Origin of the sequence: Streptomyces albireticuli, from assembly GCF_002192455.1 — a bacterium.
GTDB lineage: Bacteria > Actinomycetota > Actinomycetes > Streptomycetales > Streptomycetaceae > Streptomyces > Streptomyces albireticuli_B.
This window is the reverse complement of record NZ_CP021744.1, coordinates 3,030,931-3,048,928: the sequence shown is the minus strand read 5'-3', so window position 1 is coordinate 3,048,928 and position 17,998 is coordinate 3,030,931. Positions and strand designations below refer to the sequence as shown.

At 69.7% G+C, this 17,998-nt stretch carries 18 protein-coding genes; 11 read left to right on the top strand and 7 right to left on the bottom strand.

Annotated elements, in window-relative coordinates; genetic code table 11:
* The first annotated feature begins 63 nt into the window (after positions 1-63).
* From SMD11_RS12835 to SMD11_RS12810, 6 genes are all read left to right on the top strand, one after another.
* A complete protein-coding gene (locus tag SMD11_RS12835) occupies positions 64-1,086 on the top strand; it encodes a BMP family lipoprotein (RefSeq protein WP_087926591.1) in 1,023 nt (340 codons plus the stop codon).
* A 247-nt stretch (positions 1,087-1,333) separates the two neighbouring features.
* On the top strand, positions 1,334-2,932 hold the full coding sequence (locus SMD11_RS12830) for an ABC transporter ATP-binding protein (protein ID WP_087926590.1): 1,599 nt from the start codon (positions 1,334-1,336) through the stop codon (positions 2,930-2,932).
* Between the two features lie 5 nt (positions 2,933-2,937).
* A complete protein-coding gene (locus SMD11_RS12825; RefSeq protein WP_087930465.1) occupies positions 2,938-4,044 on the top strand; it encodes an ABC transporter permease in 1,107 nt (368 codons plus the stop codon).
* Positions 4,041-5,327 carry an ABC transporter permease gene (locus SMD11_RS12820; protein WP_234366011.1) on the top strand — a complete coding sequence of 429 codons (1,287 nt, stop codon included), beginning with the start codon at positions 4,041-4,043 and terminating at the stop codon, positions 5,325-5,327. The genes SMD11_RS12825 and SMD11_RS12820 overlap by 4 nt, the downstream gene beginning before the upstream one ends.
* Positions 5,324-5,719 (top strand): cytidine deaminase, encoded by a 396-nt coding sequence (locus SMD11_RS12815; RefSeq protein ID WP_087926589.1) that lies wholly within the window; start codon positions 5,324-5,326, stop codon positions 5,717-5,719. The genes SMD11_RS12820 and SMD11_RS12815 overlap by 4 nt, the downstream gene beginning before the upstream one ends.
* Positions 5,720-5,814: 95 nt before the next feature.
* Entirely contained in the window at positions 5,815-7,098 is a 1,284-nt protein-coding gene (locus tag SMD11_RS12810; RefSeq protein ID WP_087926588.1) for a thymidine phosphorylase, read from the top strand.
* 72 nt (positions 7,099-7,170) lie between these two features.
* Here the strand turns inward: SMD11_RS12810 and SMD11_RS12805 are convergent, their stop codons facing one another.
* The 3 genes from SMD11_RS12805 to SMD11_RS12795 all read right to left on the bottom strand — a co-directional run bounded on the left by SMD11_RS12805 (position 7,171) and on the right by SMD11_RS12795 (position 10,557).
* Entirely contained in the window at positions 7,171-7,704 is a 534-nt protein-coding gene (locus SMD11_RS12805; protein ID WP_087926587.1) for a GNAT family N-acetyltransferase, read from the bottom strand.
* Positions 7,705-7,762: 58 nt separating this feature from the next.
* Positions 7,763-8,965 carry a serine hydrolase domain-containing protein gene (locus SMD11_RS12800; protein WP_087926586.1) on the bottom strand — a complete coding sequence of 401 codons (1,203 nt, stop codon included), beginning with the start codon at positions 8,963-8,965 and terminating at the stop codon, positions 7,763-7,765.
* A 260-nt stretch (positions 8,966-9,225) separates the two neighbouring features.
* Positions 9,226-10,557, bottom strand: a complete 1,332-nt coding sequence (locus SMD11_RS12795) for a helix-turn-helix domain-containing protein (protein WP_087926585.1) — start codon at positions 10,555-10,557, stop codon at positions 9,226-9,228.
* A 160-nt stretch (positions 10,558-10,717) separates the two neighbouring features.
* Between SMD11_RS12795 and SMD11_RS12790 the strand changes: the two genes are divergently transcribed.
* Both SMD11_RS12790 and SMD11_RS12785 read left to right on the top strand, forming a co-directional pair.
* Positions 10,718-12,103, top strand: coding sequence for a class I SAM-dependent methyltransferase (locus tag SMD11_RS12790; RefSeq protein ID WP_199843865.1), 1,386 nt, complete (start codon positions 10,718-10,720; stop codon positions 12,101-12,103).
* 15 nt (positions 12,104-12,118) lie between these two features.
* Positions 12,119-12,688: a class IV adenylate cyclase gene (locus SMD11_RS12785; RefSeq protein ID WP_087930464.1), complete on the top strand. Its 570-nt coding sequence runs from the start codon at positions 12,119-12,121 to the stop codon at positions 12,686-12,688.
* Here the strand turns inward: SMD11_RS12785 and SMD11_RS37300 are convergent.
* Both SMD11_RS37300 and SMD11_RS12780 read right to left on the bottom strand, forming a co-directional pair.
* Positions 12,643-12,933 (bottom strand): DUF6255 family natural product biosynthesis protein, encoded by a 291-nt coding sequence (locus tag SMD11_RS37300; protein WP_418952520.1) that lies wholly within the window; start codon positions 12,931-12,933, stop codon positions 12,643-12,645. The genes SMD11_RS12785 and SMD11_RS37300 overlap by 46 nt on opposite strands.
* 29 nt (positions 12,934-12,962) lie before the next feature.
* Entirely contained in the window at positions 12,963-13,529 is a 567-nt protein-coding gene (locus tag SMD11_RS12780; protein ID WP_234366010.1) for an ATP-binding protein, read from the bottom strand.
* Positions 13,530-13,774: 245 nt separating this feature from the next.
* Between SMD11_RS12780 and SMD11_RS12775 the strand changes: the two genes are divergently transcribed.
* Positions 13,775-14,653, top strand: a complete 879-nt coding sequence (locus tag SMD11_RS12775) for a helix-turn-helix domain-containing protein (RefSeq protein WP_087930463.1) — start codon at positions 13,775-13,777, stop codon at positions 14,651-14,653.
* A gap of 8 nt (positions 14,654-14,661) precedes the next feature.
* Complete coding sequence (locus tag SMD11_RS12770; protein ID WP_087926582.1) at positions 14,662-14,871, top strand: DUF397 domain-containing protein; 210 nt, start codon at positions 14,662-14,664, stop codon at positions 14,869-14,871.
* Here the strand turns inward: SMD11_RS12770 and SMD11_RS12765 are convergent.
* On the bottom strand, positions 14,843-15,814 hold the full coding sequence (locus tag SMD11_RS12765) for a GNAT family N-acetyltransferase (protein WP_159395288.1): 972 nt from the start codon (positions 15,812-15,814) through the stop codon (positions 14,843-14,845). The genes SMD11_RS12770 and SMD11_RS12765 overlap by 29 nt on opposite strands.
* A 157-nt stretch (positions 15,815-15,971) precedes the next feature.
* On the opposite strand from SMD11_RS12765, the gene SMD11_RS12760 reads away from it, so the two are divergent.
* Positions 15,972-16,580 carry a Uma2 family endonuclease gene (locus SMD11_RS12760; RefSeq protein WP_087926580.1) on the top strand — a complete coding sequence of 203 codons (609 nt, stop codon included), beginning with the start codon at positions 15,972-15,974 and terminating at the stop codon, positions 16,578-16,580.
* A gap of 96 nt (positions 16,581-16,676) precedes the next feature.
* On the opposite strand, the gene SMD11_RS12755 is transcribed toward SMD11_RS12760, so the two are convergent.
* On the bottom strand, positions 16,677-17,996 hold the full coding sequence (locus SMD11_RS12755; RefSeq protein ID WP_087926579.1) for an MFS transporter: 1,320 nt from the start codon (positions 17,994-17,996) through the stop codon (positions 16,677-16,679).
* Positions 17,997-17,998 lie beyond the last annotated feature (2 nt).

Sequence of the window (17,998 nt, the reverse complement as noted above, 5' to 3'; positions counted from 1 at the left end):
ACGCGCGTTACGATTCCCGCGAACCAGCGCCGACGGAGGCGCTTCGAGTGAAGGGGCCCCTTCGTGCGCCGGGTATCCACAATCACTGTCGCGGGTGTCGCCACCGCGGCCCTCGCATTCACCCTCACCGCTTGTGGTGAGTCCTCCACCGAATCGGGTGGCGACAAGGGCGTCGGCCTGGCGTTCGACGTCGGCGGCCGTGACGACCACTCCTTCAACGAGTCGGCGGCCCGTGGTGTCGACAAGGCCAAGGCCGAGCTGGGCATGAAGGCCAAGCTGCTCACCGCCAAGAACGGTGAGACCGAGGCCGAGCGCGAGCAGCGGCTGAGCTCCCTCGCCGACGCGGGCCACAACCCCGTCATCGGCGTCGGCTTCAACTACTCGAAGTCGATCGAGAAGGTGGCCAAGGAATACCCGAAGGTCACCTTCGGCGTGGTCGACTCGGTTGCCCCGGGCAAGAATGTCGTCAGCATGACCTTCGGTGAGCACGAGGGTTCGTACCTCGCCGGTGTGGCCGCCGCGCTGAAGTCCAAGACCCACAAGGTCGCCTTCATCGGCGGTGTGAACAACGCCCTGATCCAGAAATTCCAGGCCGGTTTCGAGCAGGGCGCAAAGGCGGCCGACCCGAAGGTCGAGGTCCGTTCGGACTACCTCTCCAACAGCGACAAGGGCTTCAACGACCCGGCGGCCGCCAAGGAGAAGGCCAAGGGCATGCTCGACTCGGACTTCGACGTGATCTACACCGCGGCCGGCCTCTCCGGCAACGGCTCGATCGAGGCCATCGCCGCCAAGAAGGGCGCCTGGGCCATCGGCGTCGACTCCGACCAGTACCAGCAGCCGGGTCTGGCGAAGTACAAGGACGCCATCCTCACCTCGGTCGTGAAGAACGTGGACGTCGCGGTCTTCGACCTCATCAAGAGCGTCAAGGACGGCAAGCCGCTCACCGGCCAGCGTCAGTACCTCCTGAAGGACGGCGGCGTGTCGCTGTCCACCTCGGGCGGCCACATCGACGACATCAAGGCCCAGATCGAGGAAGCCAAGAAGAAGATCGTGGACGGTCAGGTCAAGGTCAAGACCTCCCCGTGATCCCGGGCCGGTTCCGGCCGGCACCGGCCGGTCCCTGACCGGCCTCGCACCACCACGGGCCCGGTACGGGGGGAGCTCCTCCCGCCACCGGGCCCGTAACTGCGAGCCAACGCTACGCGCGTAGCGCAGCGTTGACGCGTGTAGCGTCGCCCCCGCCCGATCCGGGCACGCCCCGTCCGGGCACAGCCGGTCCCCGCCCGGCTCGCCCCGGTCTTCCTCCCGCTCCCTTCCCCGAGGAGAGTGCGCCATCAAAGCGTCCAGCAGTACCGCCCCCGCAGTAGAACTCGCGGGCATCACCAAGCGGTTCCCGGGCGTCGTGGCCAACCACGACATCCACCTGACCGTCCGCCGCGGCTCCGTCCACGCCCTCTGCGGCGAGAACGGCGCCGGCAAGTCGACCCTGATGAAGATCCTCTACGGCATGCAGAAGCCGGACGAGGGCACCATCACGCTCGACGGTGAGCAGGTCACCCTGCACACCCCGGCCGACGCCATCGCGCGCGGCATCGGCATGGTGCACCAGCACTTCATGCTCGCCGACAACCTGACCGTCCTGGAGAACGTCGTCCTCGGCGCCGAGAAGCTCCACGGCATCGGCGGCAAGGCCCGCGCGAAGATCAAGGAGATCTCCGACTCCTACGGCCTCGGGGTCCGCCCCGACGCCCTGGTCGAGGACCTCGGCGTCGCCGACCGCCAGCGCGTGGAGATCCTCAAGGTCCTCTACCGCGGCGCCCGCACCCTGATCCTCGACGAGCCCACCGCCGTCCTGGTCCCGCAGGAGGTCGACGCGCTCTTCGACAACCTCCGCGAGCTCAAGGCCGAGGGCCTCACCGTCATCTTCATCTCGCACAAGCTCGGGGAGGTGCTCTCCGTCGCCGACGACATCACCGTCATCCGGCGCGGCACCACCGTCGGCACCGCGGTGCCGAGCGAGACCACCCCCAAGCAGCTCGCCGAGCTGATGGTCGGCAGCGAGCTGCCGTCGCCCGAGACCCGTGAGTCGACGGTCACCGACACGCCGATGCTCACGGTCGAGGACCTCCAGCTCTCCGCCACCGACCCGGACGGCGTCGTCCGCGCGGTGCTCGACGGCATCTCGCTGACCATCCACAAGGGCGAGGTCCTCGGCATCGCCGGTGTGGAGGGCAACGGCCAGGCCGAGCTCGTCGAGGCCATCATGGGCATGCGGGACCCCGACGCGGGCACCGTCACCCTCGACGGCGCCGACATCAGCCACGCGCCGACCCGCAAGCGGCGTGAGGACGGCATCGGCTACATCCCCGAGGACCGCCACCGCCACGGCCTCCTCCTGGAGGCGCCGCTGTGGGAGAACCGCATCCTCGGCCACGTCACGGAGAAGCCCAACAGCAAGAAGGGCTTCCTCGACCCCAAGGCGGCGCGCGCCGACACCGAGCGCATCGTGCGGGAGTACGACGTCCGCACCCCCGGCATCGAGGTCACCGCGGCCTCCCTCTCCGGCGGCAACCAGCAGAAGCTGATCGTCGGCCGCGAGATGAGCCACCTGCCCAAGCTGCTGATCGCCGCGCACCCCACCCGGGGCGTGGACGTCGGCGCGCAGGCGCAGATCTGGGACCAGATCCGCGAGGCGCGCCGTGAGGGCCTGGCGGTGCTGCTGATCTCCGCCGACCTGGACGAGCTGATCGGGCTCTCCGACAACCTGCGGGTGATGTTCCGCGGCCGCCTGGTCGCCGACGCCGACCCCGCCACCATCACCCCCGAGGAGTTGGGCTCGGCCATGACCGGCGCAGCCACCGGCCACCTCGAACACGTCGAGGCCGACGACCAGGAGCAGGACCAGGAGCAGGAAGGGGGCGACAAGGCATGAGCGCCATGAAGAAGCTGGACAAGAACAAGCTGATCCTGGCCCTCGCCGCGCCCGTCCTGGCGATCGTGGCCGCCCTGGTGATCACCTCGATCATCATCGCCGCCACCGGCAAGGACCCGTTCCACGCCTACCAGGTCATGGTCGACTTCGGTTCGAAGGCCGACTCCCAGGTCTGGATCATCAACAAGGCGACCCCGTACTACCTGTCCGCGCTGGCCGTCGCCATCGGCTTCCGGATGAACCTCTTCAACATCGGCGTCGACGGCCAGTACCGCATCGCGGCCTTCTTCGCCGCGGTGGTCGGCGGCGCCCTGACGCTGCCGGGCATCATCCAGATCCCCGTGATCATCATCGTCGCGATGATCGTGGGCGCCATCTGGGCGGGCATCGCCGGTCTGCTGAAGACCACCCGGGGCGTCAGCGAGGTGATCAGCACCATCATGCTGAACGCCATCGGCGCCGCGGTGATCGCCTACTTCCTCCAGGACGGCCGGCTCGCGGAGAAGGAGGGCAACCTGATCCACACGCCCTACCTGCCCGACTCGGCGCACTTCTTCGAGATCCCGACCACGCCCAAGCCGATCTACGGCTTCGTCGTGATCGCCGCCCTCGCCGGCCTCGTCTACTGGTTCGTCCTGAACCGCTCCCGCTTCGGCTTCGACCTGCGCACCGTCGGTCAGTCCGAGTCGGCAGCCCAGGCCAGCGGTGTGAACGTCAAGCGCATGGTGGTCACCTCGATGGTGCTCTCCGGCGCCATGGCGGGCCTCGTCGGCATGCCGACCCTGCTCGGCGTCTCGTACAACTACGGCACCGACTTCCCGGCCGGTATCGGCTTCACCGGCATCGCCATCGCGCTGCTCGGCCGCAACCACCCCATCGGCATGGCGCTCGGCGCCCTCTTCTGGAGCTTCCTGGAGCGCACCGGCACCCAGCTGGAGTTCGAGGGCTACGCCCAGGAGATGGTCGGCGTGATCCAGGGCGTCATCGTCCTGTGCGTGGTCATCGCCTACGAGATCGTCCGCCGGTACGGCCTCAAGGCCCAGCAGCGGAAGGTCGGCGAGGAGCTCGCCGCCCAGGCCCGTAAGAGCGACAAGGCGGAGGTATCCGCGTGAGTACGACCTTCACCGCCGCGGTCTCCGACGCGCTCAGCGGCAAGAACAAGCCCGGACGGCGCAAGCTGTCCTACCCCGTGGTCCTGATGATCATCGCGGGCGGTCTGCTGCTGCTCTCCGCCCTGCGCGAGATCACCAGCACCGGGGACCTGACCTCCTCCGGCCAGTTCAGCGGCGCCCTCGCCGCCGCCGTGCCGATCGGCCTCGCCGGCCTCGGCGGCCTGTGGGCCGAGCGCGCGGGCGTCGTCAACATCGGCCTCGAAGGCATGATGATGCTCGGCACCTTCTGCGCCGGCTGGATCGGCTGGCAGCACGGCCCCTGGGCCGCGGCGCTCGCCGGTGTCATCGGCGGCGCGCTCGGCGGCCTGGTGCACGCCTTCGCCACCGTCACCTTCGGTGTCGACCACATCATCTCCGGTGTGGCCATCAACATCCTGGCCCTCGGCATGACGCAGTACCTCGCCAAGCTGTGGTTCGGCGCGGAGGGCAGCGACGCCCAGCAGGCGGGCGGCAACGACAAGCAGTCGCCCGTGATGTCGGACATGCCGACCTTCTCCATCCCCGGCCTGTCCGACTGGCTCGGTGACATCGAGAAGCACCACTGGTTCTTCGTCTCCGACCTCGCCGGCATCCTCGACGGCCTGGTCACCGACGTGTCCTGGCTGACGATCGTCGCGGGGCTGCTGTTCGTCGGCACGTTCTTCGTGCTCTGGCGTTCCTCCTTCGGCCTCCGCCTGCGCTCCTGCGGCGAGAGCCCGGTGGCCGCCGAGTCCCTCGGCGTCAACGTCTACACGTACAAGTACGCGGCCGTGGTCGTCTCCGGCGCCATGGCGGGTCTCGGCGGCGCGTTCCTCGCCATCGGCACCCACATGTACTCCGACGGCCAGACCGGTGGCCGCGGCTACATCGGTCTCGCCACGATGATCTCCGGCAACTGGCGGCCGGGCGGCGTCGCGATGAGCGCCGGCCTGTTCGGCTTCATGGACAGCCTCCAGCTGCGCGCCGGCGGCCCCGTCGTGCACGCGCTGCTGCTGCTCCTCGCCGTGCTGCTGGTCGGCTTCGCCGTCTGGAAGCTGCGGGCGGGCAAGGTGCGCGGCGCGGTCGTCGCCGCCGCCTTCGCCGCCGCGCTGGTGGTCTGGTACGTGCTGACCAAGACCGTCCCGCTGGAGCTCGTGAACGCCACCCCCTACGTGGTGACGCTGCTGGTCCTGTCCTTCTCCGCGCAGCGGCTGAGGATGCCCAAGGCCAACGGCAAGCCCTACCGGAAGGGCCAAGGAAAGTGACCTCTCCCCTCGACTGGGAGGCGCTGCGGACGCAGGCCCGGGACGCGATGTCCCGGGCCTACGCCCCGTACTCCGATTTCCCCGTCGGCGCCGCGGCCCTCGTGGACGACGGCCGCGTCGTCACCGGCTGCAATGTCGAGAACGCGGCGTACGGGGTCGCCCTGTGCGCCGAATGCGGACTCATTTCCGCGCTGTTCTCCTCGGGTGGCGGCCGGCTGACCGCATTCACGTGTTGCGACCGCAACGGCAATGTCCTGATGCCCTGCGGGCGCTGCCGCCAGCTGCTCTGGGAGCACGGCGGACCGGAACTGGCCGTCGACACGACGACGGGCGTCCGCCCGCTCGCCGAGTTGTTGCCGGATGCGTTTGGGCCTGCCGACCTGAATCGTTAAAGATGTCCTCAAGCGCCGGAGGGGTTGTGGAAACAACCCCTCCGGGTCACTTTCCGGCCCCGGGAAGACTGAGGACGCACGAACTTAAGGAAAATGTGCTGATGGACGCCATTTCCGTAATCCGCGCGAAGCGCGACCGCGGTCGGCTGACCGACGAGCAGATCGACTGGGTCATCGACGCGTACACGCGCGGCGAGGTCGCCGACGAGCAGATGTCCTCGCTCGCCATGGCGATCCTGCTCAACGGCATGGACCGCGCGGAGATCGCCCGCTGGACCGCCGCCATGATCAAGTCCGGCGAGCGCATGGACTTCTCGTCCCTGCCCATGCCGACCTCGGACAAGCACTCCACCGGCGGCGTCGGCGACAAGATCACCCTCCCGCTGGCCCCGCTCGTCGCCGCCTGCGGCGCGGCCGTGCCGCAGCTCTCCGGCCGGGGCCTCGGCCACACCGGTGGCACGCTCGACAAGCTGGAGTCCATCCCGGGCTGGCGCGCCCTCCTCTCGAACGACGAGATGATGGACGTCCTGCGCAACGTCGGCTCCGTGATCTGCGCGGCGGGCGACGGCCTCGCCCCGGCCGACAAGAAGCTCTACGCGCTCCGCGACGTCACCGGCACGGTGGAGGCGATCCCGCTGATCGCCTCGTCCATCATGTCGAAGAAGATCGCCGAGGGTACGGGCTCCCTGGTCCTGGACGTGAAGGTCGGCTCCGGCGCCTTCATGAAGAACATCGAGGACGCCCGTGAGCTGGCCTCCACGATGGTCGGCCTCGGCACGGACCACGGCGTCAAGACCGTCGCCCTGCTGACCGACATGTCGACCCCGCTGGGCCTCACCGCGGGCAACGCCCTTGAGGTCCGCGAGTCCGTCGAGGTCCTCGCCGGCGGCGGCCCGGCCGACGTCGTCGAGCTGACCCTGGCCCTGGCCCGCGAGATGCTCACGGCGGCCGGCCTGCCCGACGCGGACCCGGAGAAGGCCCTGCGCGACGGCTCCGCCATGGACCACTGGCGCCGCATGATCCAGGCCCAGGGCGGCGACCCGGACGCGGCGCTGCCGGTGGCCCGGGAGCAGCACGTGGTGACGGCCTCGGCCTCGGGCGTCCTCACCAAGCTCGACGCCTACGCCGTCGGCGTCTCCGCCTGGCGCCTGGGCGCCGGCCGGGCGCGCAAGGAGGACCCGGTCCAGTTCGGCGCGGGCATCGAGATGCACGCCAAGCCGGGCGACAAGGTCACCGCGGGCCAGCCGCTGATGACGCTCCACACGGACACCCCGGAGAAGTACGACTACGCGCTGGCGGCGCTGGAGGGCGGCGTGGAGATCGCCCCCGAGGGCACGTCGTTCACCGCGAACCCGATCGTGCTGGACCGCATCGCCTGATCCCGACGGCGAACGGACGGGCCCGGCGGATTCCTCCGCCGGGCCCGTCCGGCTTTTTCGCGGCCCGCCGGCTCAGGCCTGGTACTCGGTGAGGTCGATGGCGTGCACCGTCAGCGGGAAGTCGAGCACCGGGTGGACCGTCGCCCGCTCCGGGGCCATGCCGAGCTTGCGGGCGACGTTCTCGGAGGCCTCGTCGCCGGTCCGGATGACGGCGACGACACGGTCGAGGCCGCGGTCCGTGAGCGCGAACTCCAGGGTGGCCTGCGCGGCCTCGGACGCGTACCCCTGCCCCCAGAACTGGGAGCCGAGCCGCCAGCCGATCGCCACGTCGGGCAGCTCCTCCGGGGAGAACTCCGTCCAGGACAGGCCCGTGAAGCCGATGAGCTCGCCCGAGCCCAGCAGCTCGACGGCGAAGATCCCGAAGCCCTCGTCGTCCCACTCCTCCTCCCAGCGCTCGATCGCCTCGGCGGTGGTGTCGGGGCCGAGCGTCGAGCCGTCCTCCACCCAGCGCATGACCCGCGGGTCCGCGTTGATGTCCGCCATGAAGGTGACGTCGTCGTCGTGCCAGCGACGGAGGAGGAGGCGGGGGGTGTGGATCTCGGTCATACGGTCCATCCTGCGCGACGGCGGGGCCCGGGCGTTAATCGGTGACGGCCGGTTGGTGTCACCTCATCCCGCAGAGGGCGTCGTCGAGGAGCTTGTCGGTACGGCCGTCCCGGTCCTCCGCGGCGAGGTTGGTGGAGCGCATCACGACGACACCCTTCCGGCCCTTGTCGACGAAGCCGTTGCGGTTCAGGTGCCCGAGGGTGGTCCCACCGTGGCCCCAGTAGCCGCCGCCGCAGCTCAGCGCGGTCTTGAAGACCCCGAGCCCGGCCTCTCTGGGCACCTCCCTGTCCTCCTCATGGGTCGGCACCGTGGCGAACATCTGCGCCATCTGCGCGGGCCCCAGCAGCTTCCCTCCGAGCAGGGCCTGCCAGAAGCGCGTGAGGTCGTCCGAGGTGGTGACGAGGTCGCCCGCCGAGCCGCCCCAGTCCATGCTGACCTCGGTGCTGTCGATCAGCGGCCCGCCGGGCGCGAACTGCTGGTAGGCGCGGGCGGACGGCCGGGGGAGGCCGGTGCGGTCACCCGCGGAGAAGGTGTGCGTGAGGCCGAGCGGCGCGACGACCCGATCGCGGACCTCCTCGCTCCAGTGGTGGCCCGTCGCCTTCTCGACGATCATCCCGACGAGGATGTAGCCGGTGTTGGAGTAGCTCCAGCCCTTCCCGGGCTCGAAGAGTCTCTTCTCCCGCAGGGCCATGTCGACCAACTCGCGTGGCGTGTAGCGGTCGAAACGGTGCTTCCGGAAATTCTCCTCGTCGAGGACGGGCAGGTGGTCGTCGTAATCGGGCAACCCGCTGGTGTGCTGCAACAACTGCCGCACGGTGATCCGCTTGCCGTCGTTGCCGTTGGCGTCGACGACCCCCGGCAACCAGTGGTCGACGGTGTCGTCGAGCCGGACCTTTCCCTCCGCGACCAGTTGCAGCATGACGGTGGCGACGAAGGTCTTGGTGTTGCTGCCCATCCGGAAGTAGCCCTGGGCGGGCATCGGACGGTTCGTGCCGCGCTCGGCGGTGCCGGCGGTGACGTCTGTCCGGGTGGGGCCGTTGGCGAGGGTGGCTTGGGCGCCCACGACGCCGTCTTTGCGGACGATGTCGTCCAGGCCGCGCTGGAGGTCGGCGCGGCTGTATCCGGCGGCACGGGCTTCCGGCTGGGCGGCCCAGGCCGTGGACAGCGGCATCGCGAGGGTCGCCGCGACGGCGGCTGCCGCGATGGCGCCGAGGGCGGCTTTGCGGCGGGTTTCGGGTGCGGGGGTTCGTACGGGGGTCATGGCGGCGCCTCACGTGGAAGTGTGCAATGTCCTTGCGGGTGCGAGGAGTTGTGGTGCGGGGCGGCCGGGGCCGGGGGTGCCCGGCCGCTTCGGGATCATTCACGCACGTGAGGACGGTGGGGGCCATGAGGATGTCCCCCGGCCCGGAGGTGGGGACGGCGCGGGCGCCCTCCGGGGGTTAACCCCCGGAGGGCGCCCGCGCCGTCAAGAGGCCATCCGGGTGGGTGACGTCCATCGCTGCCGGTGCTCGCAGTTCGCCGTCACAAGTGGGCGGTGTGTACCTCGTGGAGGAGCTGTGCGACCCCGGGGGCTGCCTTGTGCTTCTTGAAGTCGGGCATCATCCCGCTGATCAGCGCTGTGCAGCGCGGCGCCCCGATGCGCTGCGCCATGGCGAGTGCCTTGTGCGCGGCGTACGCCGCCTGGTCGATCTCGCCGCCTTGCAGGTAGCCCTCGGCCTCGTAGGCGAGGAAGACTGCGCGGGTCTTCTCCCGCGCGATCGGCAGCATCCCGGTTCCGTCCTGGATCAGCGTGTGTGCCTGGCGGACATGTCCGAGGTCGAGCAGGCACCGGCCGGTGTCCACGGCCAGGTCGGATCGGGACATCCAGGCACACCATTCGGGCGCGGCCCCCGCGTCGGCCGCGTCCTCGAAGTTCTTCTCCGCTGCGCTGAGGGCGCGGGTGCAGGTGCGTTCCTCGCCGAGGGCGGCGTGGGCGCGGGCCTTGCGCAGGTAGAGCACCGATCGGGCCGCCGGGTGCAGGGGCCGGCGCAGGGCGCGGTCGAGCACGGCCACGGAGGTGGAGGGGTCGTGCAGCCACAGTGCCTGGTAGGCGAGGTCGGAGAGCACTCCGGAGCCGAGGTCGTGGTCCTTGCAGGTGTGCGCGGAGTGGACGGCGGCGTGCCAGAACCGTGCGGCGGCGGCGTGCTGGCCGTGGTCGAAGCGGTGCCATCCCACGGTTTGAGCGAGGCAGGCGGCGAGTCGGTGAAGTCGCTCCCCTACCTGTTCGCTGTAGCGGCCCTTGTCGATGAGACCGGTGACGATCTTCAATTGGTCGTCGAGGAGCGGGGCGGTGTACTGGCGTTGGGCGGTCGGCGCGGTGGTCAGGTTCCGGCTGATGGATTCCAGGGACCCGACCAGGTCGGCGTCCACCGGCTTGCCCTGCTGCGCGGCAGCGAATGCGGCGGGGGTCGCGGTGGCCCACTCGTGGGCGAAGCCGGTCAGGGACACGGCGGTGTAGGCGACGAAGTTTCGGCGGTCCATGCGGGCTGCGATGGCCTCTCTGAGCGCGGCAGGGGTGGAATGCGGGGCGAGCGTACGGGTCTCGTCGCCTCCGGGGAGCCAGTCCGGCCAGCCGAGCACACGAACGAGGTCCTGGTCGATGCCGAAGGCGTCGGCCAGGAGCATCTGGGAATCCGCGTCAGGTGTGGCGCGGCTGGTCTCCCATTTCCACACCCGTTGACGGTCCGCGCCGGAACGCAGGCCTTGGCGGCCCGCAGCGGTCCCGATCTGTGCGGCCAGCTCGGCCTGAGACCAGCCGCGCATCTGACGGGCATAGGCGAGGGGGTGACGGATCACTCGGTCCACATCGGTCATCCCATCATCCGGGCACAGCCCGAGCCTACCGCCGGGGCGGACGGGACTACACCGGGACTACAGCCAACACATGGGCGGTCCTCGGCAGTTGAGCTGTACTCGCAAGCGCCCCGTCGACCGGTCGGAGGCAGCTGATCAAGGACTCGGGCAAGGAGTGCAGGTGTCTACCCCAACGTTCTCGACCACTCTCAAGACGGCGCCCGGCTATCTCGATGTCGCGGCCAACGCCCACGGAGAAGAGAAGGCGTTCCTCGCCCTGCGCGCCTTGGAGCGCGTACAGACTCCCGGTCCGCGCCTGGTGGAGATCGGTCCCGGTGGCGGGTCGGCGGTCGCCTTCCTGGCCTCGCGGCTGGCCGCGGGCGAGCACCAGGGCAAGGACGTCCATCTCACCGTGGTGGAGGTTCCTGGAGTGGTGTCGGAATCGCTGGCGCGCGCGATGAAGGAGTTCGGCCAGGTGGGCACGTGCGACCTCGTCACCGGCTTCGCCCAGGACCTCGCGGCCATCGTCAGCGAGCCGGCGGACGTCGTCACCGCGTCAGCGCTGCTGCACGAGGTCTACTCCTACGGCGACGGCTACAGCGGGCTGCACGACGTGATCCGCACGATCCCCACGGTCCTACGGCCCGGCGGCATGTTCGCCTACCGGGACGTGTACGCGGTCGAGTCCCCGTCACTGCACGAGAGGGTCGTGCAGACCTACAGCGCGCTGTCGTGGGTGCGGTTCCTGCGGATGTTCCTGCCGCAGTACCTGCGGGAGGGCACTCACCCGTACCACCGCTCCGCCGACCTGACAGTCTTCCGGCAGGACTCGCGGATCGTACCGGCCGAGGAACTGAACGACGCCACGAGCACGCTCGTCGCGGCCCCGGTCGGGATCTTCCGGGAGGTCCAGCGGCACTACATCACGTTGCGGGATCACATCTGGCGCTCCGGAGTGCTCGGGTTCGTCCCGTATCTGGACGGCCCGCTGGCCTCCGACTGGATCGACGCCAAGCGCGGGCACAAGCGGGTGCACTACGCGCTGACGGACACCGGCCGCCTGCCCACCTCGCAGAAGACGATGCTGCTCGCCCTGAGCGAGCGGTACACCGACCACTACACGGTGGACGGGGACATCTTCGACGAGTGCACCGACATCGCGCTGTCGGCGTTCCTGGAACTGGCCGGGAGCGGTGACGGGGAGTGTGCGCAGGTCTGGGAGAGCTGGGTGACCCGGGAGGGCCGGGAGACGTACGCGTACATGACGCTCGACGCGCTGCTGGCGGCCTTCGCGGTCAGCTCCACCGAGGCCCCGCAGGACGAGCGGACGGTGCTCATGTCGGTAGCGGTGGCGGATGTGATCCAGCAGGACCGGGCCTACTACAACCGCTACCTACGGCGGAATCTGCCGAATCCCCTCAAGGACGCGAAGCAGCTGGTGCTGTTCTCGAACGTACCGGCGGCCGGCGACCCCCGGTCGTTGGGAGAGGGGATGCACTGTCTTCAGCAGTGGTGCGGCAGGGCGAACCTGGCCCGGGTGTATTCGGCGATCAACTCAGGAAGGTGACCAGGGGTGGACAAGATGATCGAGGTCGAACGCAAGCGGCGGCTGCCGGACGGTGGGGAGGGGCTGGCGCGGCTGCTGGCTTCCCTGGGGTGGCAGGCATCGGAGCCGGCCATGGAGACGGACGTCTACTACAGCCGCCCCGATGTGGACTACCTGGTGACGGTGGAGTGCCTGCGGGTGCGCTGCCGCGGAGACTTCACGGAGATCACCTACAAGCCGCCGACGACCGCGCGGACCCATGCCGACGGGGTGATCTCCAAGGAAGAGACGAACGTCCTCCTGGCCGCCGGCCAGGAGGAGCTCGCGAACCGGATGCTGGAGAACATCGGCATGCGCCGCCTGGTGCGCGTGGCGAAGAACCGCACCGCCCACCATCACCCCGGCCACCCCGGCGCCGTGGTCGCCATCGACATCGTGGCCGGGGCGGGCGTCTTCGTGGAGACGGAGGTCACCGGCTCCGATCCGGACGCGGCCGCCGGGCTCGTCGAGCGGATCGAGAGGCAGCTCGACGTGCTCGACTGTCCGACGGTGGAGTTGCCTTACCGGGACCTTGTCCTCGCCGCCGGGGCCGGTGTGACCTCGTGATGACCGTGACGGGCCGTGCTCCAGGGGGCCGGTAGGAACCTGCGGGAGTCGGTTACGGCCTGTGAGATGTTGAGGGCCGCCACCCGGTCCTTGGAGTGACGGGCCGGGGTGGGCGGGGTGACGGCGTAGGGCAGGTCGGACGGACGTACCGCGCCGTATTCCGTGAACCGGCGGACGCCGCAGTCGTCGCAGCGGGACTCGCCTCCGTGGTGTGTCCAGCCCCCACGGTGGGGGCAGCTGTCCACGACGCGGCCGACGGCGTAAGCGGTCACGGTCACTTTGCCGCCGCCGGCAGGATGTGTGCGCTGCGGAAGTGCTGGCGCACGGCGATGGTGGCGTCGGTGATCTTTTCCGGATCGCCGTCGGCGACGGCCGTGCGTCGGGCATCCCGTAGCGTGTCGCAGTCGGTGCAGCCGACGGGTGACTTGCTCGCCCTTCCCAGCTCGAACCAGGTGGCCTTTCCGGGCCCTGGGCCGTGCGCGCAGACGCCCCACGCGTCCGCATCGCTCGCGATCAGCATCAGGCCGCGACCGGACTCGTCCTCGGGTGACACCTTTTCCCGGCGTACGGGCAGCCCCGCTGCCCCGTCGTGCACGAGTACGCGCAGCTGTCCCGTCTCCGTCCACTCCGCGAACAGCGCGACCGGGATGTCGCAGTCCTTTGCGCCGCATGCGTTGACCGCGTTCGTGACCGCCTCCGAGGTGAGCGCGACGGCGGTGTCGGTGAGGTCGGTTCGTCGGGACGCGAGCAGCAACGTACGGACGATCTCGCGGGCGGCGCGCACCCATGCGGGGTGCGGTGGGAAGACGAGGGAGCAGTCCGGGGTGGGGTGGGTGCGCATGTCGGCTCCTGGGTGCTGAGGTACCCGGCGGCTTCTCGCGGTGGCTTTGCCCGCACCAACTCCCGTTGGGTCAGGTGCACTTCCGTGCCGGGTCTTGCCGGGTGGAGGCTTCGAAGGTAGGGAAACCCTTTTCCTCATAGCAAGGATTGCCGCAGATGTTGCCCCTTGTGGGTGACGCGCGGCAGGACCGGTGGCCTCTCCGGGCCCGGCCTCGGCAGACTGCCGCCAGTGAGAAGGAGGTAGCGATGGCACCCAGGAAACAGCCCAGCGAGCGGCAGCGCCGACTGGGCGCGGAGTTGAGGAAGCTCCGTACGCGCTCGGGGATTTCCGGTGATCAGGCGGCGGTGATGCTGGACGCCGACCGAGCCCGCATCAGCAACATCGAAGCCGGTCGACTCGATGTGTCACGGAACCGGCTGTACATGGTGCTGCGCGAGTACGACTGCCCGCCGGGCGCTTACTTCGACGGACTCATGGAGCTGGCCCAGGATTCGGGTAAGGGCTGGTGGGACGAGTACAGGGAGACCCAGGGGCGCCGAGCTCTCGATCTGGTGGAACTGGAGTCCCGGGCCACCAGGGTCCGTGCACACGAGCCGTCGGTCATTCCCGGGCTGCTTCAGACGGAGGACTACGCGCGTGGTGTCCTCTCCAGCATCGAAGGCGATCACCGGAACCTGGATCGCTGGGTGCGCTTCAGAATGGAGCGGCAGCGTGTGCTGGCCGAGCTGGAGACGTACCACGCCGTCATCCATGAGTCGGCCTTGCGCATGCGGGTCGGCGACACGGGCACCATGCGGAAGCAGCTCCTGAAGCTCATCGAGATTTGTCGAATGCCTCACGTCACGGTGCAGATTTTTCCTTTCGATATGGGGCCGTACCCGTCCCATACCCGTTCGTTCGTCCTCTTCGGTGGTACAGCTCCCGAGCTGGACACGCTCTACCGGGAGCACCCGACCAGCGCGGACTTCATCGGGGATGGCGATCGCATCGCCGAATACGCCAGTATGTTTGAGCGACTGGCTTCCCTGGCCCTTGCACCTATCGACCCGGCGGCTGCTCCCGAGGCGCAGGGAGCAGGGGACTCGTTGAGTTTGCTTCAACACGTCCTGTATGAACTGCGATAGGTGGCCGGATGTCTCAACTTGGTTGGCACAAGTCCTCATTCAGTACGGGATCGGAAAACGACTGTGTCGAGATCGCCTACGCTCCCGGCCGTCTCATACGCCTCCGGGAGAGCGACGACCCGGCTCAGGTCATCGCCACCGGCCCCGCCGCCCTCGCCACCCTCCTCAGAACCGTCAAAGCCGACCGGCTCACTCCCCGAGCGGCCCCGCGTACGTGACCAGCGTCCGCTCACTCACGAAGCCCAGGCTCCCGTAGATCCCCAGTGCACCGGTCGGGTTCGCCGTGTCCACCACGAGCTCGGCACGGTCGTAACCCTGATCGCGCGCTGCCCGCAGGGTGTGGGCCAGCAGGGCCCGCGCCGCACCCTTCCCCCGGTACGCGCGCCGCGTCCCGAGGTGAGCCACGGTGCAGGTCCGAACCCCCGTGGCCGCGGTGTCGGCCTCGTACTCGTCGGCCAGGAGGTACGCGGCGACGTGGTCGCCGGCGTCGAGGAGAACGGCGGAGACGTCGGCCCGGAACGAGCGGGAGCCCGTGTTCCAGGTGCGCCAGTCGGCCTCGTCGGCCTCGGCGAAGTCCCAGTGGTCGAGGAACGCCTCGTTGTGGGCGAGGCGCACGGCCTCGTCGTACTCCCAGGTGAAGGGCGCCAGCCGCAGACCGGCCAGAGGGGCGGCTTCCGGCAGGGGCGCGGCGGTGCGCAGGTCGTGCGACATGGTGAACCAGTACCGGGAGGGGGCGAAGCCCGCCCGCTCGGCCAGTGCGGCCAGGCCGGCGTTGGTGGAGATTCCGTCGAGGTGCAGTTCACCGGGCACCTCGGCGGCCCGCTCCGCGTGGAGGGCGCGGGCCCGGGCGCGCATCCAGTCGACGATCCGCGTGCCGAGCCCGCGGCGGCGGTACGCGGGGTCGACGGCGCCGTCGGTGTCGAAGCGGAGCACGCCGCGCACGGTTTCCGGCTCGTACACCAGGGCGTACGCCACCAGCCGGGTGCCCTGCCACGCGCCGAGCGTGTCGTGGGCGAGGTCCAGCTTGGGGTCGGTGAACTCCTGGCGGATATCGGCCAGGTCGTAGTGGATGCCTGTGCGGTCGGTGCGCTCGACTTCTTCCCGGAGGGCGGCCAGGGCGGCTATGTCCGCGGTTTCGAGCGGCCGAAATGCGATATCCATGATCGAAGGGTACATAGCGTACCGGCGGAAGGCCGGGAATTTACGCCTGGGCAGGGCCGAGGTCGGCGGTGACTCGTACGGGTGAACGGGACCGGTGGCCCGGCGTCCGCCTTATTCGGCATGCTGGGGTCGGTGATGTACCGATAAGGAGACCGCCATGAGCGCACTCACCATCGACTGTTCGGAAGGCCCCAGCGCCGAGTGGGACGAGCTGGTCCGTATCTGGGAAGAGACGGACGCCCCCGAGGGCTGCAAGGTGGAGATCATCGAGGGGATCATCACCGTGTCACCAGCACCCGCCAACAGGCACAACAGCATCGCTTGGAAGCTGCAACGCCAACTGGCCAAGGTCATTCCCGAGGACTGGGGCATCTACCAGACCCAGGCCGTCGCAGTCCCCTCGCGTAGCGGCCTTTACATCCCCGATCTAGTCGTGGCTCCTGAGGCGGTGGTGGACGAATCGCCCGAGGAAGCGGGTGGTTCCGAGCTTTTCGTTCCCGCTGCGGCAGCTGAGCTCGTCGTGGAGATCACTTCGAAGTCCAATGCTCGCCACGACCGGATCAGCAAGCCTGCCGGCTATGCCCACGCGGGTGTGCCGCTCTACCTCCTTGTCGACAGGTGGGCGCCGGGGGGCCCGACCGTCACGCTCTACGGCGAGCCCACCGACGACGTCTACCGCGTCCTGCAAGCCGGAAAGTTCGGTGATGCGATCCACCTCCCCAGCCCGTTCGACCTCGTGATCGACACAGGCTCGTTCCCCGCCTGACCCGGGGTGGGACAACGAAGGGCCCGCCCCACCAGGACAGGTGGTGGGGCGGGCCCTCCGGGTTCGTGGGGCCGGGGCCTCGGGTCCGTAGGGGGCTCAGGCCCGGGCGGAACCCGCCCGGACGGGCACCCGGCGGCGCTCCACGAGCGCCATCCGCGTCGCGTACAGCGTGATCGACGCCGCGCCGATCATCGCCGCCATGCCCAGGACCACCGCGCCGTCCCACCCGGCGTAGTGGTACGCCACCGCGCCGAGCGTGCCGCCGACGGAGCTGCCCAGGTAGTACGCCGTCTGGTACAGGGCCGACGCCTGCGCGCGGCCCGTCTTCGCGGCGCGGCTGACCGAGGACGAGGCCACCGCGTGGCCCGCGAAGAAGCCGGCCGTGATGAGGACGAGGCCCGCGAGGACGGCGGTCAACGAGGTGCTCAAGGTCAGCAGCAGGCCCGCCGTGGTCGTGCTCACCGCCAGGTACAGCGCCCCGCGTCGGCCGAGGCGGCCGACGAGCTTTCCGGCCGCCGCCGAGGAGGCCGTACCGACCAGGTAGATCAGGAAGATCGAGCCGACGACGCCCTGGGGGAGGGAGAAGGGGGCCTCGGCCAGCCGGTAGCCGATCACCGTGTAGACCGCGCCGAAGACGGTCATGAACAGTGCACCGATCATGTACAGGCGGCGCAGCAGCGGGTCGGAGAGGTGGCCGGCGACCGTACGGGCGAGGTCGCGCGGGGAGACGGTGGTGGGGGTGAAGTGCCGGGCCTTGGGGATCAGGGCGCGGAAGGTCACCGCGCAGATCACGGCCAGGACGCCCACCGCGGCGAGCCCGGCCCGCCAGCCCCATGCCTGGGCGACCCAGCCGGCCAGGATGCGTCCGATCATGCCGCCGAGGCTGTTGCCCGCGACGAACAGGCCGATCGCGCCGACCAGCGCCTTCGCCCGGACCTCCTCCGAGAGGTAGGCCATCGCCGAGGCGGGCAGGCCCGCGAGGGCGGCGCCCTGTACGGCGCGCAGGGCCACCAGCCAGCCCAGGCCGGGGGCCAGGGGCACGAGCAGCGCCACGAAGGCGGCGACACAGAGGGACGCGGTCATCATCGTCCGGCGGCCGAAGCGCTCGGACAGGGCGCTGAGGGGGACGACGGCGACGGCGAGACCGCCCGTGGCGGCGGAGACCGTCCAGCTCGCCTGATCCGGCGTCACCCCGAGGTCGTCGGAGATCGCGGGGAGCAGGGCCTGCGTGGAGTAGAGCAGGGCGAAGGTGGCGACACCCGCCGCGAAGAGCGCGAAGCTCGTACGGCGGTAGCCGGGCCCGCCGGGCACCAGCTTGTTGTCATCGGCCGAGGAGGAGGGAGAGGTGAGGGACGACAGGGCAGAGGCACCCGAACGCATGGTGACGACGGATGCCCTGGTATCGGCAGGAGGCATGT